23 protein-coding genes and 1 other annotated feature are annotated in these 22,610 nt (G+C 51.3%); of the genes, 12 read left to right on the top strand and 11 right to left on the bottom strand.

Annotated elements, in window-relative coordinates; genetic code table 11:
* The 6 genes from LJA86_RS10525 to LJA86_RS10500 all read left to right on the top strand — a co-directional run bounded on the left by LJA86_RS10525 (position 1) and on the right by LJA86_RS10500 (position 6,821).
* Positions 1-855, top strand: coding sequence for an NAD-dependent epimerase/dehydratase family protein (locus tag LJA86_RS10525; RefSeq protein ID WP_045908610.1), 855 nt, complete (start codon positions 1-3; stop codon positions 853-855).
* On the top strand, positions 827-1,747 hold the full coding sequence (locus tag LJA86_RS10520) for a glycosyltransferase family 2 protein (protein ID WP_229226118.1): 921 nt from the start codon (positions 827-829) through the stop codon (positions 1,745-1,747). Before LJA86_RS10525 ends, LJA86_RS10520 begins: the two co-directional genes overlap by 29 nt.
* Positions 1,744-2,517, top strand: a complete 774-nt coding sequence (locus tag LJA86_RS10515) for a glycosyltransferase family 2 protein (protein WP_229226117.1) — start codon at positions 1,744-1,746, stop codon at positions 2,515-2,517. Before LJA86_RS10520 ends, LJA86_RS10515 begins: the two co-directional genes overlap by 4 nt.
* Before the next feature lie 240 nt (positions 2,518-2,757).
* The gene (gndA, locus tag LJA86_RS10510) at positions 2,758-4,164 is read left to right on the top strand and encodes an NADP-dependent phosphogluconate dehydrogenase (RefSeq protein ID WP_039266706.1); all 1,407 of its coding nucleotides are present in this window, start codon (positions 2,758-2,760) and stop codon (positions 4,162-4,164) included.
* A 231-nt stretch (positions 4,165-4,395) separates the two neighbouring features.
* Positions 4,396-5,562, top strand: a complete 1,167-nt coding sequence (ugd, locus tag LJA86_RS10505; protein ID WP_045908606.1) for a UDP-glucose 6-dehydrogenase — start codon at positions 4,396-4,398, stop codon at positions 5,560-5,562.
* A 185-nt stretch (positions 5,563-5,747) separates the two neighbouring features.
* The gene (locus LJA86_RS10500; RefSeq protein ID WP_229226116.1) at positions 5,748-6,821 is read left to right on the top strand and encodes an acyltransferase family protein; all 1,074 of its coding nucleotides are present in this window, start codon (positions 5,748-5,750) and stop codon (positions 6,819-6,821) included.
* 258 nt (positions 6,822-7,079) lie between these two features.
* Here the strand turns inward: LJA86_RS10500 and LJA86_RS10495 are convergent, their stop codons facing one another.
* The 10 genes from LJA86_RS10495 to hisL all read right to left on the bottom strand — a co-directional run bounded on the left by LJA86_RS10495 (position 7,080) and on the right by hisL (position 15,443).
* Positions 7,080-8,084: an NAD-dependent epimerase gene (locus LJA86_RS10495; RefSeq protein ID WP_045908604.1), complete on the bottom strand. Its 1,005-nt coding sequence runs from the start codon at positions 8,082-8,084 to the stop codon at positions 7,080-7,082.
* Positions 8,085-8,226: 142 nt separating this feature from the next.
* A complete protein-coding gene (gene hisIE / locus LJA86_RS10490) occupies positions 8,227-8,838 on the bottom strand; it encodes a bifunctional phosphoribosyl-AMP cyclohydrolase/phosphoribosyl-ATP diphosphatase HisIE (protein WP_045908603.1) in 612 nt (203 codons plus the stop codon).
* Positions 8,832-9,608 (bottom strand): imidazole glycerol phosphate synthase subunit HisF, encoded by a 777-nt coding sequence (gene hisF, locus LJA86_RS10485; protein WP_048029350.1) that lies wholly within the window; start codon positions 9,606-9,608, stop codon positions 8,832-8,834. The genes hisIE and hisF overlap by 7 nt, the downstream gene beginning before the upstream one ends.
* A complete protein-coding gene (hisA, locus tag LJA86_RS10480; protein ID WP_229226115.1) occupies positions 9,590-10,327 on the bottom strand; it encodes a 1-(5-phosphoribosyl)-5-[(5-phosphoribosylamino)methylideneamino]imidazole-4-carboxamide isomerase in 738 nt (245 codons plus the stop codon). The genes hisF and hisA overlap by 19 nt, the downstream gene beginning before the upstream one ends.
* Positions 10,327-10,917, bottom strand: a complete 591-nt coding sequence (gene hisH, locus LJA86_RS10475; protein ID WP_045908601.1) for an imidazole glycerol phosphate synthase subunit HisH — start codon at positions 10,915-10,917, stop codon at positions 10,327-10,329. The genes hisA and hisH overlap by 1 nt, the downstream gene beginning before the upstream one ends.
* On the bottom strand, positions 10,917-11,984 hold the full coding sequence (gene hisB / locus LJA86_RS10470; protein WP_229226114.1) for a bifunctional histidinol-phosphatase/imidazoleglycerol-phosphate dehydratase HisB: 1,068 nt from the start codon (positions 11,982-11,984) through the stop codon (positions 10,917-10,919). Before hisB ends, hisH begins: the two co-directional genes overlap by 1 nt.
* Positions 11,981-13,042 carry a histidinol-phosphate transaminase gene (gene hisC / locus LJA86_RS10465; RefSeq protein WP_021241431.1) on the bottom strand — a complete coding sequence of 354 codons (1,062 nt, stop codon included), beginning with the start codon at positions 13,040-13,042 and terminating at the stop codon, positions 11,981-11,983. The genes hisB and hisC overlap by 4 nt, the downstream gene beginning before the upstream one ends.
* The gene (hisD, locus tag LJA86_RS10460) at positions 13,039-14,343 is read right to left on the bottom strand and encodes a histidinol dehydrogenase (protein ID WP_229226113.1); all 1,305 of its coding nucleotides are present in this window, start codon (positions 14,341-14,343) and stop codon (positions 13,039-13,041) included. Before hisD ends, hisC begins: the two co-directional genes overlap by 4 nt.
* Before the next feature lie 5 nt (positions 14,344-14,348).
* Entirely contained in the window at positions 14,349-15,248 is a 900-nt protein-coding gene (gene hisG, locus LJA86_RS10455) for an ATP phosphoribosyltransferase (protein ID WP_000886595.1), read from the bottom strand.
* Positions 15,249-15,293: 45 nt separating this feature from the next.
* Positions 15,294-15,417: a sequence feature (His leader region), on the bottom strand.
* Positions 15,393-15,443 (bottom strand): his operon leader peptide, encoded by a 51-nt coding sequence (gene hisL / locus LJA86_RS10450; RefSeq protein WP_001364200.1) that lies wholly within the window; start codon positions 15,441-15,443, stop codon positions 15,393-15,395. (Overlaps the previous feature by 25 nt.)
* Before the next feature lie 175 nt (positions 15,444-15,618).
* On the opposite strand from hisL, the gene LJA86_RS10445 reads away from it, so the two are divergent.
* The 4 genes from LJA86_RS10445 to plaP all read left to right on the top strand — a co-directional run bounded on the left by LJA86_RS10445 (position 15,619) and on the right by plaP (position 19,044).
* The gene (locus LJA86_RS10445) at positions 15,619-16,443 is read left to right on the top strand and encodes an SDR family oxidoreductase (protein WP_111968054.1); all 825 of its coding nucleotides are present in this window, start codon (positions 15,619-15,621) and stop codon (positions 16,441-16,443) included.
* 41 nt (positions 16,444-16,484) lie between these two features.
* Entirely contained in the window at positions 16,485-17,414 is a 930-nt protein-coding gene (locus tag LJA86_RS10440; protein WP_045908598.1) for a LysR substrate-binding domain-containing protein, read from the top strand.
* 219 nt (positions 17,415-17,633) lie between these two features.
* Positions 17,634-17,696, top strand: coding sequence for a membrane protein YoeI (gene yoeI / locus LJA86_RS22275; RefSeq protein ID WP_100245854.1), 63 nt, complete (start codon positions 17,634-17,636; stop codon positions 17,694-17,696).
* The gene (plaP, locus tag LJA86_RS10435) at positions 17,686-19,044 is read left to right on the top strand and encodes a putrescine/proton symporter PlaP (RefSeq protein ID WP_008499462.1); all 1,359 of its coding nucleotides are present in this window, start codon (positions 17,686-17,688) and stop codon (positions 19,042-19,044) included. Before yoeI ends, plaP begins: the two co-directional genes overlap by 11 nt.
* Positions 19,045-19,167: 123 nt before the next feature.
* On the opposite strand, the gene sbcB is transcribed toward plaP, so the two are convergent.
* Positions 19,168-20,604 carry an exodeoxyribonuclease I gene (gene sbcB, locus LJA86_RS10430; protein WP_370974986.1) on the bottom strand — a complete coding sequence of 479 codons (1,437 nt, stop codon included), beginning with the start codon at positions 20,602-20,604 and terminating at the stop codon, positions 19,168-19,170.
* A 198-nt stretch (positions 20,605-20,802) separates the two neighbouring features.
* Here sbcB and dacD point away from each other — a divergent pair, with 198 nt between their 5' ends.
* Positions 20,803-21,969, top strand: coding sequence for a serine-type D-Ala-D-Ala carboxypeptidase DacD (gene dacD, locus LJA86_RS10425; protein WP_032646438.1), 1,167 nt, complete (start codon positions 20,803-20,805; stop codon positions 21,967-21,969).
* Positions 21,970-22,088: 119 nt separating this feature from the next.
* Positions 22,089-22,562, top strand: a complete 474-nt coding sequence (sbmC, locus tag LJA86_RS10420) for a DNA gyrase inhibitor SbmC (RefSeq protein ID WP_045908596.1) — start codon at positions 22,089-22,091, stop codon at positions 22,560-22,562.
* The last annotated feature ends 48 nt before the right edge of the window (positions 22,563-22,610 follow it).

The following is a 22,610-nucleotide window of genomic DNA, read 5'->3' as shown; positions in this document are numbered from 1 at the left end:
ATGAAAATTGCTGTTACTGGTGCTGGTGGTTACATAGGTAAACATGTCGTGAAAGCATTGACTTCAATGCATCACGATGTTGTCGCAATAACATATCCCGGTTCAAGAAATACGATTACATCGGAAGTTCTTGAAATGGATATTTTAGATGCGAGTGATGATAAAATCATTGAAGTTTTCTCTGACTTTGATGCTGTGCTTCATCTAGCCTGGAGTGCTGGTTTTAACCATCACGACCAGGGTCATATCGCTAATGTTATGAACCACTATCGATTTTTAAAAGCCTTGATTAGCGCAGGTGTACAAAATATTTCAGTGGCCGGAACCATGCATGAAATAGGTTATCATGTTGGGGAGATTACTGAAAAGACGGCTTGTAATCCTAGTAACCCTTATGGGATCGCGAAAAATTTCTTACGCCAGATCTGCACTTATGAAATGGAAAAGGCCGGAATTTCATTAAAATGGCTGCGTATGTATTACATAACTGGTGATGACAGAAACAGTAATTCAATTTTCTCAAAAATAATGGCTGCAGAAGATGCCGGTAAAGAAACTTTCCCACTTAACAGTGGAGAAATGCTGTATGATTTTATCGACGTTGAATGCCTTGCAAAACAAATCGCGACAGCGACTATCCAGACAGAGGTTGCTGGAGTGATTAACTGCAGTAGCGGCAAACCGAAAAGTTTACGTACAGCAGTAGAAGAGTTTATAGAACAGCATAGACTCAAAATTAAACCAGTTTATAATGTATTCCCAGCTCGTGCCTATGACTCTCCAGCTATCTGGGGTAATAGTAATAAAATTGAGCAAATCATGGCAAATGGTTGCACTGATGACAAGCAGGGATAATTCTCAGCCACACAAGGTTATAGCAATTGTTGTAACCTTTAATCCTGTAACAACCAATCTATCGTCACTTGTCTCTCAGTTAGAGACACAATCCTATCGAACTATTATCGTCGACAATGGTAGTGACAATATTGAGGATATTTCCAGGCTTCAGACTTCCTGCTCTAACGTTGAGCTTTTATCCCTTTCTGATAATATCGGTATTGCCGCTGCTCAAAACAAAGGTATCCGCCATGGTCTTACTCTTGGCGGAGATTTTACATTATTCTTTGATCAAGACAGCAGTATAGCTGAAGATTTTGTCAGCAAAATGGTCGAAGATTTTGTATCTCTTAAGCAGAGTTACAATATTGCTGCTCTTGGACCAACACTGCAGGATAGCCGCTATAAAAAAATATATCCTGTAATTAGAATGTCCAGGCATGGCTTACGTACTAAAATCATTCCCGATATAACATCATCTAAACCTGTTGAAGTGTCATGCGTTATTGCCTCAGGATGTCTTGTCGATAATAAGGTTTTATTGTTAGACAACCTTATGGACGATTCCCTTTTCATTGATTATGTTGATACTGAATGGTGTTTAAGAGTTATTAGCCGTGGTTTTAAAATCTTTATTACTCCAAATGTCATTATGCAGCATGAAATAGGTGATGCTCATATTGAAATGTTGGGGTTTGTTATTCCTGTTCACTCTGCATGGCGCCGTTATTATCGAGTCAGGAATGGTGTTTTTATGTTAAAAATGCCTCACATCCCAAAGCTATTAGCTATTCGGGAAATTGTTTTTTCTTTTGTGCATCAAATGATTTTACTTTATAAAAGTAAAAACATTGAATACCTGAAGGTATATTTCCGTGCAATGTCAGATGCAGTCAGAAAATTATTATGATACACATAATAGTAGTAAGTCATTTTCATGATGATTATATCAAGTCATTAATTAATAAAATTAATGATTCTCAGTATGATGCGAGCTCTCTATTTAGAATATACATAAAAGATAATGTAAATAGCCTTGGATTGCGAGAGTTTTGCGCGAGCGAAAAGATTTGTTATATTCCATCTCTTGAGCGTTCGGGGTTTTCACGCAATAACAATCATGCTGTTGCAAAGATAATTGAAGATTATTGCGTTAATGTTCAGGAAGATTATTTCTTATTTCTCAATCCAGACGTATTGGTCGATGCTGACACGCTTAAACAATTAAGTGGAATACTTGCATGCCATAAATATGATCTCTTTACAGCTGATCTCTACAAAGATCAGAATTTGACTGTACGAGATCCCTCAGTCAGACATTTTCCCAAATTAGTTAACTTCTTTACTTCGTATTTTCTGGGTTATAATAAAAGTATAATAGATCGCTCTGATATTAACACTCATCAGGTTGTTGACTGGTGCGCCGGTTCTTTTTTAGGGATGAAATGCTCGGTTTTTAATCAAATCAATGGTTTCGATGAGCAATTTTTTATGTACTGTGAAGATATCGACATTTGTATCAGAGCAAAAAATGCAGGTTATAAATTAGTCTATCTTCCTGAATTAAAAGTAGTACATTTTAGTCAAAATGATAATAGAACATTGTTTAGCAAACATTTTCTATGGCATCTGAAAAGCGTTATGTACATGTTTCGTAAACATGTTTTAAAAGTTTGCTGAAATTAAAGGCGATCGGAGAACGTGTAAATTGCAATTACTTCAGATGGTAATTCAGTATGCCTCGCTGCGTAACATTTTTTGGTCTGAAATGTTTTCCGAAATGTGCACTTAAGGTTAAACAGATGGGACAAGAAGTTTACATGGCTACTGTTCATCGCAATAAATTTTAAGTTAACATGTTTACACTTTGTATCGCCGGGAAGAATCCGCTGGCGTATCCACACCTGACAGGAGTACGTAATGTCCAAACAACAAATCGGTGTTGTCGGTATGGCTGTTATGGGGCGCAATCTGGCGCTCAACATCGAAAGCCGTGGCTATACCGTTTCCGTTTTCAACCGTTCCCGTGATAAGACCGAAGAAGTGATTGCCGAGAACCCAGGCAAGAAACTGGTTCCTTTCTATACGGTGAAAGAGTTCGTTGAGTCTCTGGAAACGCCTCGTCGTATCCTGTTAATGGTGAAAGCAGGTGCAGGTACCGATGCTGCTATCGACTCTCTGAAGCCTTACCTCGAAAAAGGCGACATCATCATTGATGGCGGTAACACCTTCTTCCAGGACACCATCCGTCGTAATCGTGAACTTTCTGCTGAAGGCTTCAACTTCATCGGCACCGGTGTTTCCGGTGGTGAAGAGGGCGCGCTGAAAGGCCCATCTATCATGCCTGGCGGCCAGAAAGATGCATACGAACTGGTTGCACCTATCCTGACCAAAATCGCAGCCGTGGCTGAAGATGGTGAGCCTTGCGTAACCTATATCGGTGCGGACGGTGCAGGTCACTATGTGAAAATGGTGCACAACGGCATCGAATACGGCGATATGCAGCTGATTGCGGAAGCATACTCTCTGCTGAAAGGCGGCCTGAACCTCACCAATGAAGAGCTGGCGGAAACCTTCACCGAGTGGAACAAAGGCGAGCTGAACAGCTACCTGATTGACATCACCAAAGATATCTTCACGAAAAAAGATGAAGAGGGTAAATACCTGGTTGATGTGATTCTGGATGAAGCAGCGAACAAAGGCACCGGTAAATGGACCAGCCAGAGCTCTCTGGATCTGGGTGAACCACTGTCTCTGATCACCGAATCTGTTTTCGCGCGTTACATCTCTTCCCTGAAAGAGCAGCGCGTGGCGGCATCTAAAGTGCTGTCTGGCCCGCAGGCTAAACCAGCGGGTGATAAAGCGGAGTTCGTTGAGAAAGTGCGTCGTGCACTGTACCTGGGGAAAATCGTTTCTTACGCGCAAGGCTTCTCTCAGCTGCGTGCGGCATCAGACGAGAACAACTGGGATCTGAACTATGGTGAGATCGCGAAGATTTTCCGCGCGGGCTGCATCATTCGTGCGCAGTTCCTGCAGAAAATCACCGATGCCTATGCTGAAAACGCCGGTATCGCCAACCTGCTGCTGGCACCGTACTTTAAGAAAATTGCGGACGAATACCAGCAGGCGCTGCGTGACGTGGTTGCCTACGCTGTGCAGAACGGTATCCCGGTTCCGACCTTCTCTGCTGCAGTAGCCTACTACGATAGCTATCGTGCTGCGGTACTGCCGGCTAACCTGATTCAGGCACAGCGTGACTACTTCGGCGCACATACTTACAAGCGTACTGATAAAGAAGGTGTGTTCCACACGGAATGGCTGGATTAATCTGATTTAACCTCAGGTTGTATGCAAACCCGGAGATATTCTCCGGGTTTTTTTTACATCAAAATAATCACCAAATGTTCGAAGTAGTCTGAATGTTGTCACGAGACGGGCTAATCCTCTGGCTTCGCCTTGACAGTCCCACAAGGCAGGAGGTAAAAAGCCCAACAGTCATTGGTTATCATGATGGTCCTCGGGTCATCTTAACAGTTCACTTACAGAAGTTACTCGCAAATGAAAATAACTATTTCCGGTACAGGGTATGTAGGTCTCTCCAACGGTATTCTTATTGCTCAGAATCACGAAGTGGTCGCGCTAGATATCGTTCAGGCCAAAGTGGATATGCTCAATAAGAAGCAGTCCCCGATTGTAGATAAAGAGATTGAAGAGTATCTGGCAACGAAGCCGTTAAACTTCCGCGCTACGACTGACAAGCGTGATGCTTACGTGGGGGCAGAATATGTGATTATCGCCACCCCTACAGATTACGATCCCAAAACCAACTATTTTAATACCTCAAGCGTTGAGTCGGTCATCCGTGATGTCATTGAGTTCAATCCAGATGCGGTCATGATCATTAAATCCACCATTCCGGTTGGTTTTACCCAGTCGGTTAAAGAGAAGTACGGTATCGATAACGTTATTTTCTCGCCAGAATTCTTGCGTGAAGGTCGCGCGCTTTACGATAACCTGCATCCATCACGAATCGTGATTGGCGAACGCTCTGAGCGTGCAGAGCGCTTTGCGGCACTGTTGCAGGAGGGCGCGACGAAGAAAGATATTCCGACGCTCTTTACCGACTCAACAGAAGCGGAAGCCATCAAGCTCTTTGCCAACACCTATCTGGCAATGCGTGTTGCTTACTTCAATGAACTGGACAGCTATGCTGAGAGCCTTGGACTTAACAGTCGTCAGATCATCGAAGGTGTTTGCCTCGATCCACGAATTGGTAACCATTATAACAATCCCTCTTTTGGCTACGGCGGTTATTGTCTGCCTAAAGATACTAAGCAGCTACTGGCAAACTATCACTCCGTTCCAAACAATATTATCTCGGCGATTGTGGACGCCAACCGCACACGTAAAGATTTCGTGGCGGACTCCATTCTTTCCCGTCAGCCAAAAGTGGTGGGCGTCTATCGTCTGATTATGAAAAGTGGATCCGACAACTTCCGCGCTTCATCCATTCAGGGGATCATGAAGCGTATCAAGGCCAAGGGGGTACAGGTCATTATTTATGAACCTGTCATGCAGGAGGACGAGTTCTTCCATTCGCGCGTTGTGCGGGATCTAAATGCATTCAAGCAAGAAGCCGATGTAATCATTTCTAACCGCATGGCTGAAGAACTGGCGGATGTTGCAGATAAAGTCTACACGCGCGATTTATTTGGTAGCGACTGATTGAACATTCTGGCACCCCAACCTATGGTGGTGCCAGTTTGAGCTGTCTATTTATAATTATGCGCATCGTGCCTACCTAAGTGATTTCTCATATCGAATGTCCATTGAATTGCTGATATTTATTCAATAGTATTACATTCGCTATCTATATTTCTGTTTTTGAAATGACCACTGGAATATGATAAATGAACAATAATAATGTAACAACTTCAAATATGCGTCTATTTGCGCCAGATTTCATAAGAGTGATATCATTTTTTATGATCGTATTGTTCCATTATAATGTGGAAATATATTATAACTACCCCGGTTTTTTAAAGCTCGGTGAATTGTCCTATTTCGGTCAGACAATGGGTGATGTTGGCATTTCTATGTTTATCATTATTTCCGGGTTGTCTTTGGTTATCAGCACCAAAGACAATAATGACTATGTTCTTTTTCTGAAAAAAAGAGTGCTTGCAATATTCCCATCGTTTTGGATAAGTTATTTAATTGTTGCTGCACTTATGCTAATTATCAAAGGCAGTTTTGTTGGAGATGGGCATTATTGGAAATTTATTCTCTCAATAATTGGTCTTGATGGCTTTTTTCTTTATCGGATGCAGAACTATTATCTGGTGGGGGAATGGTATACAGGTTATATGATTATCACATATCTATTCTTTCCTGTGCTGTATGAAGCTCTCAAGAAAATGCCAGTAATTGCATGGGGAGTCGTGTCAGCTATATTTTTTGCTGTTGGACTTAACTATCAAAAACTGTTCTCTGTTTATATTAATTGTAATCCTCTTATGCGGTTGCCAGATTTTTTATTTGGCATGAGCTATGCTTATTTTATTTTAAAGGACAAAAAAAATCGTCTCTATACAATGTTAGCAGGAATGTTAGCCTTAGCTATTGCAGTTCCTGCTCGTGAAAGCATAATGCCGCAACTGTACATGTTAATTTTTGGTGTTTCTTTATTTTCAATAGCTGTTTATTTGATTGAGTTTTTGGGAAGTATAGACTGGCTCAGAAACATTACCAGTTATTTTGCAAAACATGCATTCGTTGCATTTTTATTTCATCATCAGATTCTCTATTTTGTCATGAGTAAAATTGGCGGGCGTATTTCTTCAGGGCTTGAGTCTTTGTGTGTGTTTTTATTTATACTTTTCTCAAGTGTTGTTATGGCAATATTGACGGAGCCCTTAGTCAAGATCTTAACTAAAAAAATGAGAGCTATCTTGTTACCTTCTGTTTCGACTTCCAGTCGTTAATTATACTCATGAAGACGCATCTGGGAAAACGGATGCGTCTTTTACGTTGTTTATTGGAATTTTGATAGTAAGTTGTCTTATTTTTAAATAGCCAGAAATAAAAATACTGCAACCACGACAAAACTATCAGGAATGACTTGTGATATATAATTAAAACATGCTGATGTTGGCGGTGTTATATTATTAACCCAAAATGAAAAATCCACCTTTAAAAAGGTGGATAGAGAGGGTTTTTAAATATTATGCCTGTGTATAGTTTTAAAGCTTATAAAAAGCCCGATACCAGTCCACAAAATTCTTCACGCCTTCCTTCACCGACGTTTTCGGCTTAAACCCAATCACGTCATAGAGCGCCGTGGTATCCGCGCTTGTTTCGAGCACGTCACCTGGCTGAACAGGCATCATATTTTTATCCGCTTCTTTGCCTAACGCTTCTTCCAGCGCGGTGATGTAATCCATCAGCTCTACGGGCGCACTGTTGCCAATGTTGTAAACACGGTACGGCGCAGAGCTGGACGCCGGGGACCCTGTTTCAACGGTCCAGTTCGCATCGACCTGAGGGATAACATCCTGCAGGCGAATAATCGCTTCAACAATATCATCGATATAGGTGAAGTCGCGCTTCATCTTGCCATAGTTGTAAACATCAATACTTTTGCCTTCAATCATGGCCTTAGTAAATTTAAACAGCGCCATGTCCGGACGGCCCCATGGCCCATACACGGTGAAAAAGCGCAGGCCGGTCGTCGGCAGATTGTAAAGATGAGAGTAGGTATGCGACATCAGTTCGTTGGATTTTTTCGTCGCGGCATACAAGGAAACCGGGTGATCAACCGAGTCATCGGTGGAGAACGGCATCTTTCGGTTCAGGCCGTAAACAGAGCTGGAAGAAGCATACAGTAAATGCTGCACCTTGTTGTGTCGGCAGCCTTCCAGTACGTTGAGATGGCCGATAAGGTTTGATTGCGCGTAAGCGTGCGGATTTTCCAGAGAGTAACGTACGCCAGCCTGCGCGGCGAGGTGGATCACGCGGTCAAACTTCTCAGCGGCAAACAACGAGGCCATCCCTTCGCGATCGGCCAGATCCAGCTTATGGAAAGTGAAATTGTCGGACGTAAGTAGATCCAGTCGCGCTTGCTTCAGATTGACATCGTAATAGTCATTAAGGTTATCAATTCCTACAACCTGATGTCCTGCCTGCAGCAGGCGCTCGCTGACGTGGAAACCGATAAAGCCGGCAGCGCCGGTGACCAGAAATTTCATCTTCAACCTCAATGTTAAATGAGTAACTCTTAACGCATAAAATCGTGCGTTTACACTATCGGCTGATGATACCCGCTCACGGAAGGAATGATAACTGCTTTATTACAGGAAAAGGGGAGCGAGCGCTCCCCCGGTAGGATGTTTATTTATGTCTTTTACGTAAATTCTCAATCACCGCCGTCAAATCCAGCGCCTGATCCTGCAGGAGCACCAGCAGGTGATACATCAAATCAGAGGCTTCATTCGTCAGCTCCTCGCGGTCATGCACGGTCGCGGCCAGCGCAGTCTCAACGCCTTCTTCACCCACCTTCTGCGCAATACGCTTGGTTCCGCTAGCGTACAGCTTCGCGGTATAAGAACTCTCAGGATCTGCCGTTTTACGCTCTGCCAGCAGCTGCTCCAGTTGATACAGGAACAGCCACTGATGACTCGCCTCGCCGAAGCAGCTGCTGGTGCCCTTATGGCAGGTCGGGCCGATTGGGTTTGCCAGCACCAGCAGGGTATCGTTATCGCAGTCAGGCGTAATGCTGACCACGTTCAGGAAATGACCCGAGGTTTCCCCTTTGGTCCACAGACGCTGTTTCGTGCGGGAGTAAAACGTCACTTTGCCGCTTTCGATCGTTTTCGCCAGCGCGTCCTGGTTCATATAGCCCAGCATCAGCACTTCGCCTGAGATGGCATGCTGGACAACCACCGGCAGTAATCCGTCCGTTTTTTCCCAGTCCAGCTGCGCCTGTTGTTGCTCTGTTAACATACCCTGATCTCCACGCCCTGGTCGGCCAGGTACGTTTTTAACTCACCAATATTAATAATCTGTTTGTGGAACACGGAAGCGGCCAGCGCGCCGTCCACGTTAGCATCGCGGAAGGCTTCGAGGAAATGTTCCATGGTGCCCGCGCCGCCGGAGGCAATCAGCGGAACGTGGCAGACTGCACGGACTTTTTTCAGCTGCTCAAGGTCATACCCGTTACGCACGCCATCCTGGTTCATCATGTTCAGCACAATCTCGCCCGCGCCACGTTTCTGCACTTCCTGCACCCAGTCGAGCGTTTCCCACTGTGTTACGCGCGTGCGGCTTTCGTCACCCGTATATTGATTGACGTGGTACTTGCCCGTTGCGGCGTCATACCAGGTGTCGATCCCAACCACAATACACTGCACGCCAAAACGATCGGCGAGGCGAGTAATCAACTCCGGGTCGGCCAGGGCAGGGGAGTTGATGGAAATCTTGTCGGCACCAAACGAGAGAATTTGGGCCGCATCGTCAGCGGATTTAATCCCGCCCGCCACGCAGAACGGAATATCGATCACTTCCGCCACGCGAGCTACCCAGCTTTTGTCGACTACGCGGCCATCGCTGGACGCGGTAATATCGTAGAACACCAGCTCGTCTGCGCCTTCATCAGCATAGCGTTTTGCCAGCGGAACGATGTCGCCAATGATCTCGTGGTTGCGGAACTGCACGCCTTTCACGACCTGGCCGTCACGTACGTCCAGGCAAGGGATTATCCGTTTTGCCAGCATTGAATCGCCTCCGTCACCGTAAATTTACCTTCCAGCAGGGCTCGGCCCACAATCACGCCCTGTACGCCCGTTCCGCGCAGCGCGGCAATATCGTTTAAATCACCAATTCCGCCCGAAGACTGGAACGCCACCTGCGGATAACGCGCGCAGATCTCTTCATACAGCGAGACGTTGGAGCCCGCCAGCGTGCCGTCACGGGAGATATCCGTGCACAGCACGTGCTTCAGGCCAACGGGGAGATACATCTCGACCAGCGCCTCCAGCATCACGCCGGAGTTTTCCTGCCAGCCGCTGACCGCCACCTGCTTATTACCTTGTTCATCAATGCGCACGTCCAGCGCCAGTACCAGCGCGTCGGCGCCAAAGCGGCGGAACCAGCCTTTTACGATCTCAGGCTCTTTCACCGCGGTTGAACCGACCACCACGCGCGCTACGCCCGCGTCCAGCAGTGCCGCAACGTCATCTTCTGTACGTACGCCGCCGCCCACCTGTACCGGCACATCAACACCGGCAACCAGATTTTTCAGCAGAGGGATCTGGCGTTTTGCCGGGTCTTTCGCACCCGTTAAATCGACCAGATGTAGCACCTGAGCCCCCTGGGCGGCATAATCCTGCAGACGCGGCAGCGGATCGTTTCCGTAGTCTCGCTGCTGCCCGTAATCGCCCTGATGAAGACGGACAACCGTGCCGTCAATTAAATCTAACGCGGGAATAATCATCACATCTCCAGGAAGTTTTTCAGCAGCTGCGCGCCCGCGGCGCCTGAGCGCTCCGGGTGAAACTGTACGCCGAAGAAATTGTCTTTCTGCACGGCTGCGGTAAACGCCTCGCCGTAAGTGCACTGGGCGATCGTATTCGCGTTCACCGGCATGGCGTAGCTGTGTACGAAGTAAAAATACGCGCCGTCTTCAATGCCGCGAAAAAGCCTGTCGCCCGCTTTGGCGTACACGCGGTTCCAGCCCATATGCGGCAGAGGCAGACCGTGGTCGGTCATCTTCGGCACGTCTTCGTCGATAATGCCCAGCAGGTCAACGCCGTTATTCTCTTCGCTGCGGCGGCCAAGAATCTGCATGCCCAGGCAAATCCCCAGCACCGGCTGAGTACAAGCCTTGATCAGATCGACCAACTCGCGCGCGTGGATCTGATCCATCGCCGCCTGCGCAGTGCCCACGCCCGGCAGGAATAACTTATCGGCACGCAGCACCACGTCCGGGTCACGGCTGACCACCGGCTCGTAGCCGTGGCGTGCAATCGCCGACTTTACGGAGTTCAGGTTGGCGCATCCGGTATCCAGAATCACCACGTTCATTACAGGACTCCTTTTGATGAGGGCAGGGCGTCACCTTCCACGCGGATTGCCTGGCGCAGCGTGCGGCCGAAGGCCTTGAAGAGACTCTCTACGCGGTGGTGGTCGTTCTTGCCTTTGGTCTTAAGGTGCAGCGTCAGGCCCATGGTGTAGGACAATGAACGGAAGAAGTGCTCCACCATTTCGGTGCTCAGATCGCCCACGCGCTGGTAATTGAAGTCTGCTTTATATTCCAGGTGCGGACGTCCGGAGATATCCATCGCACAGCGCGCCAGACACTCGTCCATCGGCAGGACAAAGCCAAAACGGTTGATGCCGCGTTTATCACCGAGCGCCAGCTTGAGGGCTTCACCCAGCGCCAGGCCGGTATCTTCCACGGTATGGTGATCGTCAATATAAAGATCGCCTTTTACCGTGATCTCCATGCGGAAACCGCCGTGGGTGGCAATCTGATCCAGCATGTGGTCGAAGAAACCCACGCCGGTGTGGATCTTGCTGCCGCCTTCGCGGTCCAGCCAGACCTTCACATCAATCTGCGTCTCTTTGGTGTTACGTTCAACGTGCGAGTAGCGGTCACGTTTTGTCAGTTGTTCGCCAATCATCGCCCAGTTAAGGTTGTTGCGGTCGTAGCGAAGCCCCGCGATGCCCATGTTTTCCGCGAGCGTAATATCAGTGATGCGATCGCCGATGACATAGCTGCTGGCCTTATCCAGCACATCCTCTGCCAGATAGCGCTCGACCAGCTTCACCTTTGGCTTACGGCAGTCGCACTCGTCGGCTGGCATGTGCGGGCAAATCAGCACTTCATCAAACACCACGCCCTGAGAGGTCAGCACCTGCATCATTAAATTATGCGGGCCGTCAAAGTCTGCCTGCGGGAAGCTGTCGGTACCCAGACCGTCCTGGTTGGTGATCATCACCAGCTTGTATCCGGCTTTTTGCAGCTTGAGCAGCACTGGGATCACGTCAGGTTCAAACGCCAGCTTGTCGAATCGGTCGACCTGAAAATCAGCTGGTGGCTCCGAAATAAGGGTGCCGTCACGATCGATGAAAAGGATCTTCTGGGTCATACTTTCTCCGCTTTCAGGGCGTCAATTACGCGCTGGCTCTCTGCGCGGGTGCCGACGGTAATGCGCAGGCATCCGCTTAGAGAAGGTTGTTTATTCTGGTCTCGTAAGATAATGCCCTGATCCCACAAAGATTTAAATACGGCGCTGGAGGCGGTAAAGCGCACCAGGATGTAGTTGGTTTCCGAGTCGAATACCTGCTCCACGCACGGGATATCCTTCAGGGCGGTCACCAGGTACTGACGTTCCTCCAGGATTTGCGCCACGCGCTCGCGCATCGCGTTAATCCCCTGAGGCGTCAGCGCCTGTGCCGCAATATCGGCAACCGGCGTCGAGAGCGGGTACGGAGCGATCACCTTCAACAGCAGGTCGATGACCTCTTTATTCGCCAGGGTGAATCCGCAGCGCAGACCCGCGAGGGCGAAAGCCTTCGACAACGTACGCAGCACCACCAGGTGCGGATATTCTTCAAGCCAGCCAGCCAGCGTCGCCTGCGGGCAGAACTCAATATAGGCTTCGTCGGCCACCACCAGCGCTTTTCCGCGCGTCATCTCCAGCAGGGTTCGGATATCCTGTGGGTTAATAATCTGCCCGGTCGGGTTGTTTGGACTACAGACAAAGACGACTTTTACGCCGTCAAGATTGTCGGCAATGCCCTGCAGATCCAGCTGCCAGTTCTCCAGGGAGAGCACGTTGCGGCACGCCACCCCAAAGGTTTCCGCGCTGACGCTGTACATGCCGTAGGTCGGCTGACAGTACATGACGGCGTCTTTGCCCGGCTCGCAGAACGCGCGGATCAGCAGCTCAATGCCCTCATCCGCGCCGCGGCTGACCAGCACCTGCTCTGGCTTCACGCCAGCATACTGCGCGTAGTTTTCGATTACCGCCTTCGGCTGACACTCCGGATAACGGTTCAGCGTTTGCTGCGACAGCTCAAACTGCACCGCCGTTGGATATTCGTTGGCGTTCAGCCAGACATCCCCTTTGCCGCCCAGACGACGCGCAGACTGATAGGGCGTCAGGCGACGGACATTTTCGCGGGCTAATTCTTCAATGTTCATGCTTGCTCCTTCAGGGCTGCAACGCGCAGCGTAACGGCATTTTTGTGGGCGGTCAGGCGCTCGGCGGCGGCCAGAGTTTCAATGGTGGACGCCAGTGAGGCAAACCCTTCGCGGGAGAGTTCCTGCACGGTCATGCGTTTCTGGAAATCCGCCAGTCCCAGGCTGGAACAGGTTGAGGTATAACCATACGTTGGCAGCACGTGGTTGGTGCCGGAGGCGTAATCGCCCGCGGACTCCGGAGACCAGTCGCCGAGGAACACCGAGCCCGCGCTGGTAATGCTGTCGACCAGATCGCGCGCATTGCGGGTCTGAATAATCAGGTGCTCCGGACCGTACTGATTAGAAATAGCAATGCACTGCTCGATATCGCGCGCCACAATCAGACGGCTGGCCGCTAACGCCTGGCGTGCCGTGTCGGCGCGGGGCAGGTCGGCAAGCTGACGCTCCACGGCTTCGCCCACGCGTTTCGCCATATCGGCATCCGGCGTCAGCAGGATGACCTGCGAATCCGGGCCGTGTTCCGCCTGGGAAAGCAGGTCGGACGCGACGAAATCCGGCGTGGCGCCGCTGTCGGCAATCACCAGCACCTCAGACGGGCCGGCAGGCATATCGATGGCCGCGCCGTCCAGACGCTGGCTGACCTGACGCTTAGCCTCGGTCACATACGCATTGCCCGGGCCAAAGATTTTGTCGACCTTGGGAATGGATTCCGTGCCGAACGCCAGGGCTGAAATCGCCTGCGCGCCGCCCACTTTATAGACCGCCTGCACGCCGCACAGCTTCGCCGCATACAGGATCTCGTCGGCTATCGGTGGCGGCGAGCACAGCACCACTTTCTGACACCCGGCAATGCGCGCGGGAGTCGCCAGCATCAGTACGGTGGAGAAAAGCGGGGCAGAGCCGCCAGGAATATAGAGGCCGACCGACGCAACCGGGCGGGTTACCTGCTGGCAACGCACGCCGGGCAGGGTTTCCACATCTACGGTCTGCAGCTTTTGCGCGGTGTGGAAAGTATCAATGTTTTTCACCGCAACGGCCATCGCCTGCTTGATGTCATCTCCCAGACGATTGCTGGCATCAGTCATTTCCTGCTCGGTAACCTGTAATGCGCCGACTTCCGTCTTATCAAACTTTGCACTGTATTCACGCAGCGCGTCATCGCCGCGGGCTTTGACGTTATCCAGGATCTCCGCCACGGTGCGCGAGATGCTATCAGAGGCGGAAATCGCCGGGCGCATTAGCAGCTCGCGCTGCTGTGCGTCGCTACAGGTATTCCAGTCGATGATTGTGTTAAAGCTCATGGTCATTACTCCATCATCTTCTCAATCGGCAGCACCAGGATGGAACTTGCGCCCAGCGCCTTCAGTTTTTCCATGGTTTCCCAGAACAGGGTTTCGCTGCTCACCATGTGCATCGCCACGCGCTGCTGATCGCCCGCCAGCGGCAGGATGGTTGGGCGCTCGGCGCCCGGCAGCAGGGCAATGACTTCATCCAGACGCTCGGTTGGGGCGTGCATCATGATGTATTTGGATTCACGCGCCTGAATGACGCCCTGAATACGGGTCAGCAGTTTGTCGATCAGCTGCTGCTTAGCGTCGGCCATCTCGCCGTCACGCTGAATCAGGCACGCTTTGGAGCGGTAGATCACCTCCACTTCGCGCAGACCGTTTGCTTCCAGCGTCGCGCCGGTAGAGACCAGGTCACAGATGGCGTCCGCGAGACCCGCACGCGGCGCCACTTCAACAGAACCGTTCAGCAGACAGGATTTAAACTGCACGCCTTTCTGATCCAGATAGCGCTTTAACAGGTGAGGGTAGGAGGTGGCGATACGTTTGCCGTTCAGCGCGGCCGGGCCGTCCCACGCTTCATCAACCGGCGTTGCCAGCGACAGGCGGCAGCCGCCGAAGTCCAGACGACGCAGGGTGAAGTAACGCGGGTCTTCGCCCTGCGCGCGGCGGGTCAGCAGCTCTTCTTCCAGTACGTTTTCGCCGATGATGCCGAGGTCAACGACGCCATCCATGACCAGGCCGGGAATATCGTCATCACGCACGCGCAGAATGTCGATGGGCATGTTTTCAGCCAGAGCAATCAGGCGCTGGGTGTGCAGGTTAATTTTAATCCCGCAGCGGGCCAGCAGTTCGCGTGAATCGTCACTCAAACGGCCTGATTTTTGAATAGCTATGCGTAAACGTGAGTTATCTAACATTCTTTATTCCTCGTTAACCTGTTTTAACCTGTCTGAATTCGGTCCAAAAAAAAGCCCCCGGAAGAAGATCTTCCGGGGGCTTTTTCATGCGTTCATGCACCACTGGAAGATCCAAACGTCTTCCAGCACACATCGCCTGAAAGACTAGTCAGGATGATGGTGATGATGGTGGTGTTTAAATTGAACGCGTGTCATATAAATTCTCGATGAATGCTTATTCATTTGATGTCTTTTAACCTAAACCAGTTGTGCGACATATTGCAAGGGCTTTTTTTGATCATTAATTCATTTCATATTGATGCTATGAATTGTGTGTTCTGCCGGGCTGGCGTAGCCTTATGAAAGACGAGTAAGAGTCAGGAGAATTCGCATGAAAAAGGTCGCGATTGTCGGTTTAGGATGGCTGGGAATGCCGTTGGCGATGTCATTAGCCGCGAAAGGCTGGCAGGTGACCGGGAGTAAGACCACCCGAGATGGGGTCGAAGCGGCGCGCATGTGCGGTATTGATGGCGTTGAACTGCGTCTGGAGCCGGAACTGGTGTGTGATGCGGACGATCTGGACACCCTGATGAACGTCGATGCGCTGGTGATTACGCTACCCGCGCGGCGCAGCGGCCCGGGCGAATCATTTTACCTGCAGGCGATGCAGGAGATTGTCGACAGCGCGCTGGCGCATCATGTTCCGCGCATTATTTTTACCAGCTCGACGTCGGTGTATGGTGAGGTGGAGGGCGTAGTAAAAGAGACTTCCGAGCGCCGTCCCGTTACGGCGAGCGGTCAGGTTCTGAAAGAGCTGGAAGACTGGCTGCATCATCTTCCCGGCACCCAGGTTGATATCGTACGTCTGGCGGGGCTGGTAGGCCCGGGTCGTCATCCGGGACGCTTTTTTGCCGGGAAGTCGGCGCCAGATGGCCAACATGTTGTCAATCTTGTGCATCTTGATGATGTGGTTGGCGCGATTGAGCTACTCTTACAGGCTCCGAAAGGCGGACACATCTATAATATATGTGCACCGTCTCATCCGTCGCGCAGCACGTTTTACCCGCTGATGGCACGTCAGCTGGGCCTGGCTCCGCCGGTCTTTGGTGAGACAAAGGATGGCAGTAAAGGCAAAATTGTTGATGGCAATCGCATTTGTCATGAGCTGGGGTTTGAGTATCAGTATCCCGATCCGCTGGTGATGCCCATGGAATAAATCCCGCAGCGGAGACCGTCGCACACCGAAAGGGGGCGAGCATGAAACCGCTGCTGGATGTTCTTATTATTCTGGATGCACTGGAAAAAGAGGGGAGCTTTGCCGCTGCGTCGGCAAAGCTCTACAAAACCCCTTCGGCCCTGAGCTATACCGTCCAAAAACTGGAAAGCGACCTCAATATCCAGATCCTCGATCGCTCCGGGCATCGCGCCCGTTTTACCCGCACCGGACAGATGCTGCTGGAAAAAGGCCGTGAAGTCCTCCATACCGTTCGTGAACTCGAAAAACAGGCCGTCAAACTTCACCAGGGATGGGAAAACGAGCTGGTGATTGGCGTGGATGACACTTTCCCGTTTTCTCTCCTGACGCCGCTGATTGAGGCCTTCTATCAACACCACAGCGTGACGCGGCTGATCTTTATCAACGGCGTGCTGGGGGGCTCCTGGGATGCCCTAACCCAGGGCAGGGCGGATATTTTTGTCGGTGCACTCCACGAGCCTCCCCAGTTGAGTGAGTTTGGCTTTGCGCGTCTGGGCGTGCTGGAGCAGGTGTTCGCCGTAGCGCCCCATCATCCGCTGGCTCAGGAAGCTGAGCCGCTTAACCGCCGCGTGATTAAAGGCTACCGCGCCATCGTGGTCGGGGACAGCTCTCGCCCGGAATGTGCGGTTTCCTCGCAGTTGCTTGACGAGCAGGAGGCCATCACCGTTTTCGACTTTAAAACCAAGCTGGAGCTGCAAATCAGCGGTCTGGGCTGCGGCTATTTACCCCGCTATCTGGCACAGCGGTACATTGACAGCGGTGCGCTTGTTGAAAAACAGGTACTTGCTCAAAACAGCCATGAATCGGTATGGGTGGGCTGGAATGAACAGACCGCCGGGCTCGCCAGCGCCTGGTGGCGGGACGAAATTTTAGCAAATAGTGCTATCGCTGCTGTATATGCTCAGGGCAGTGCCGAGAAATCAGCCAGTTAGAAAAAAGAAAATTACCCGCTGCGTTGCAAAGTATTGCCTTTTGTATCCGATGTGGGGCAAAATGCGGCCGCTGCAACCAAATGAATAATCGACGATATAAAAGGCGTCGGTTATTTTTTTTTGCATGTACGAAACGAAACTAAAAACCAAGAGGCCGGGCTTCGTACCGGATAGATATTTACTAAAATCCGACAGTTGTTGTCGCTGAGGAAGAAAGAAATGGGGCAATTTTTCGCTTACGTGGCGGTTATCACCGTAAAGGAGATTAACTATGTCGCATAACGCAACTCCAAACACCTCTCGCGTGGAATTACGTAAAACGCTTACGTTGATTCCGGTTGTTATGATGGGCCTGGCCTATATGCAACCGATGACGCTGTTCGATACATTCGGTATCGTATCAGGCCTCACCGACGGTCATGTGCCGACGGCTTACGGCTTCGCGCTGATTGCGATCCTCTTTACCGCGCTGAGCTACGGTAAACTGGTGCGTCGCTATCCGTCTGCGGGTTCCGCCTACACCTATGCCCAGAAATCCATCAGCCCGACGGTTGGCTTTATGGTGGGCTGGTCTTCGCTGCTCGACTATCTGTTCGCGCCGATGATCAACATTCTGCTGGCAAAAATCTATTTTGAAGCGCTGGTGCCATCGATTCCCTCGTGGATGTTCGTCGTGGCGCTGGTGGCCTTTATGACGGCCTTTAACCTGCGCAGCATCAAGTCCGTTGCCAACTTTAACTCTGTTATCGTTGTGCTTCAGGTTGTGCTGATTGCGGTTATTCTTGGCATGGTTATTTACGGCGTATTCCACGGCGAAGGCGCGGGCACCCTGGCGAGCAGCAAACCGTTCTGGTCTGGTGATGCGCATGTGATCCCGATGATTACCGGGGCAACCATTCTGTGCTTCTCCTTTACCGGTTTTGACGGGATCAGCAACCTGTCTGAAGAAACGAAAGATGCAGAGCGCGTGATTCCTCGTGCCATCTTCCTGACGGCGCTGATTGGCGGTCTGATCTTTATTTTCTCAACCTATTTCCTGCAGCTGTATTTCCCGGATATCTCTCGCTTCAAGGATCCGGATGCGTCTCAGCCGGAAATCATGCTGTATGTGGCGGGTAAAGCGTTCCAGGTCGGCGCGCTGATCTTCTCCACCATCACCGTACTGGCGTCCGGTATGGCCGCGCATGCAGGCGTTGCGCGTCTGATGTACGTAATGGGCCGCGATGGCGTATTCCCGAAAAGCTTCTTCGGCTACGTGCATCCAACCTGGCGTACCCCGGCGATGAACATTATCCTGGTCGGTGCGATCGCGCTTCTGGCGATTAACTTTGACCTGGTGATGGCAACGGCGCTGATTAACTTCGGTGCGCTGGTGGCGTTCACCTTTGTTAACCTGTCGGTTATCTCTCAGTTCTGGATCCGTGAAAAGCGTAACAAGACGCTGAAAGATCACTTCCAGTATCTGTTCCTGCCGATGTGTGGTGCCCTGACCGTGGGCGCGCTGTGGGTTAACCTGGAAGAGAGCTCGATGGTGCTTGGCCTGATTTGGGCGGGTATCGGCCTGGTTTACCTGGCCTGCGTCACGAAGAGCTTCCGTAACCCGGTTCCTCAGTACGAAGACGTCGCGTAAGACTGTGTCGGGTGGCGGCTACGCCTTACCCGACCTACATACCCCGTAGGCCCGCGTAAGCGCAGCGCCACCGGGCAAAAAAAAAGCCGGAGACATCGCCTCCGGCTTTTTTATACCCATCGATCAAACTATCTCTTGCGCGTACTGGTACAGGGATTTCAGCAGTGCCTGTTTCTCAGCATTCCCTTCATACTGGCCATAAAGCATTTCCAGCTCCTGGGCGTAGTTGTGCAGATACTCTGGCGTAAACACGTTGCGACGGTGCTGCAGCCAGCGTTCCTGCTCTGCTTCATCCAGGGTTCCCGGGTAATTACGCGCGCGGTAATTAAACATCAGCTTTTCGATGCGCTTATCAGCGAAGGTGATATCCAGCGCCGGTAAGTTACGCGGCTCGGTTTGCAGAACGATATTCATGGCCGCGCGATCGGCATCACTGAAGAAACCGTTATAGAGCTGGGCGTCCACGTTTTCAGACGGCACGAACGGCTCGGCTTCGGCAAAGATGGCGACCACTTTCTCGCGCACCTGTGGATTTTCACGCAGCACTTTGAGATTATCGAGGCAGTGCTGGCGGTTTATGCCCAGCCTGTCAGCATCTTCCGGGCGCAGCGTATTCGCCTGCGCCAGGACCGGACATTTATTGATATGCACCAGTTTGACCGGCACCGCAGGCAGATCGCCGAGTTCATTCTTCGGCGTGTACAGCCGTTCACGCAGGGTATCGCTGTCGAGCTCCAGCAGCGGTGAAATATCGCCCGCCAAATCCACCATGATGACCGCATTACGGTTGTCCGGATGCCACGCCAGCGGCGCAACCCAGCTGGTATTGCCGCGCCATGCGCCAAACATGCCGGAAATATGCACCAGGGGTTTCATCTGCGGTACGTCGATAAGGGTCATAAGCTTCTGCTTGCTGCGATGGCTGAGCAGATACTCGAACAGTCGTGGCTGCGCGCTTTTCACCAGCTTCGCCATGGCAATGGTGGCATAGACGTCCGCCATCGCGTCGTGGGCATTGCTGTGCTCAATGCCGTTGGCGCGCGTCAGGTGTTCCAGCCGGAAGCTGGTCAGCCCTTCCTCATTTTCTGGCCAGTGAATGCCCTCAGGACGCAGGGCGTAGCAGGCGCGCATGATGTCGAGCAAATCCCAGCGAGAATTGCGGTTCTGCCAGCTCCAGGCATAGGGATCGTAGAAGTTACGATAGAAGATGTTGCGCGTCACTTCGTCATCGAAGCGGATGTTGTTATAACCGACCACGCAGGTGTTGGGGACGGTAAATAAGTCGTGGATGCGTCGGGCGAATTCTGCCTCGTTAACGCCTTTTTCCCGCGCTTCCTGAGGGGTGATCCCGGTGACCATGACCGCGCCGGGCTGCGGCAGATAGTCATCCGCAGGCTTGCAGTAAAAGACCTCGGGCTCGCCAATGATGTTGAATTCGTCGTCGGTACGGATGGCGGCAAACTGCGCCGGTCGGTCCAGCGCCGGGTGCGTGCCAAAGGTTTCGTAATCGTGGAACAAAAAAGTCGGGCGAGCGGCAGAGTCAGACACCAGTAATACCATCCTGTTAAAAAATGACGTCACTATGGTAAACGATCGTGCGGGTCAGACCGAATAAAAAGCACCGCCGCGTCGCAAATTTGCGCGCCAGCTTCAGAGAAAAATCTGCGTTCTGTCACATTTTTTTGCAATTAAGCCAGGTAACGACATCAGAACTCCCGTAAAAAGGTCATCGATTTTTAATGACCTGAGGATATACCGTTGAAACGCCGTCTGTTTATTGCTGTTTCTTTACTCGCTTCGAGTGTCTCATCTGCTTTTGCGGCCGAACCACTGGATTTTTCGCCGCAGCCTCCGGCCATTCAGGCGGGCTCCTGGGTGCTGATGGATTACACGACTGGTCAGATTTTAACGGCGGGCAACGAACATCAACAACGTAATCCGGCGAGCCTGACCAAGCTGATGACGGGCTATGTAGTGGATCGGGCCATTGATAGCCACCGCATTACCCCGGATGACATCGTCACCGTAGGACGTGATGCCTGGGCAAAAGGGAACCCGGTGTTTGACGGTTCATCGCTGATGTTCCTGAAAGAGGGCGATCGCGTCTCCGTGCGCGATCTGAGCCGCGGCCTGATTGTCGATTCTGGCAACGACGCCTGCGTGGCGCTGGCCGATCACGTGGCGGGCGGGCAGCCGCAGTTTGTGAAGATGATGAACGACTACGTGCAGAAGCTGAACCTGCGCGATACGCATTTTGAAACCGTCCACGGGCTGGACGCGCCGGGCCAGCACAGCTCGGCGTATGACCTGGCCGTTCTCTCCCGGGCCATCATCCACGGCGAGCCTGAGTTTTATCATATGTACAGCGAAAAAAGCCTGACCTGGAACGGAATCACCCAGCAAAACCGTAACGGCCTGCTCTGGGATAAGACCATGAACGTGGACGGGTTGAAAACGGGGCATACCTCAGGGGCCGGTTTTAACCTGATTGCGTCTGCCGTAGACGGCCAGCGCCGGTTAATCGCGGTGGTGATGGGGGCGGATAGTCCGAAAGGGCGCGAAGACCAGGCCCGGAAACTGCTGCACTGGGGGCAGCAGAATTTCGATACGGTGCAGATCCTGCATAGCGGTAAAAAAGTAGGGACAGAGCGCATCTGGTACGGCGATAAGGAGCAGGTGAAACTGGGCACCGATCAGGACTTCTGGCTGGCCTTGCCGAAAGCAGAGGTTCCCAACATCAAAGCCAAGTACGTTCTGGATAAAAAAGAACTGGAAGCGCCGATTGCTGCGCATCAGCGGGTCGGGGAGATTCAGCTCTATGACCGCGACAAGGTGGTAGCCCACTGGCCGCTGGTCACGCTGGAAGCCGTTGATAAAGGCGGCCTGTTCTCTCGTCTGAGCGATTATCTGCATCACACGCTTTAACTGTTGCTGAGCAGACTGGCAGGGTTGCGAGTCTGCTCACATAATAAACACTCCTCGTTTGCTGATAATCATAATCCCGTTTTATAGTGTATAAATATACAGTGATGAGCGGAGGCAGTATGGACTACAGCATTACGCAGCAACAGAAACGTAAGATTGCCGGTTTTCATTTGGTCGGCCCGTGGGAACACACGGTAAAACAGGGCTTTGAACAGCTGGTCATGTGGGTCGACGGGCGTCACATTGAGCCGCTGGAGTGGGTGGCAGTCTATTACGATAACCCGGATGAAGTCCCGGCAGAAAAACTGCGCTGTGATACGGCCGTGACGGTACCGGATGATTTTGTCATCCCGGAAAACAGCGAAGGCGTCATGATGACGGAAATCGCGGCCGGGGATTATGCCGTGGCGACGGCGCGCGTGGAAAACTACGACTTCGCCACGCCGTGGTATCAGTTCTTCAATTCCCTGCTGCAGGACAATAAGTACCAGATGGCGCTCAAACCCTGCTTCGAGCGCTATCTCAATGACGGCAATGCGGACGGCTACTGGGATATCGAAATGTATATCGCCGTCGAGCACAAAACGGTTTAAGCCTGCTAAATGAAGGGTTTTTCAGCCGGGAGCGATCCGCCCGGCTGA

This window comes from Enterobacter sp. TCD1-1 (assembly GCF_020567405.1).
Taxonomy (GTDB): domain Bacteria; phylum Pseudomonadota; class Gammaproteobacteria; order Enterobacterales; family Enterobacteriaceae; genus Enterobacter; species Enterobacter quasiroggenkampii.
This window is presented reverse-complemented; position numbering and strand designations above follow the sequence as displayed.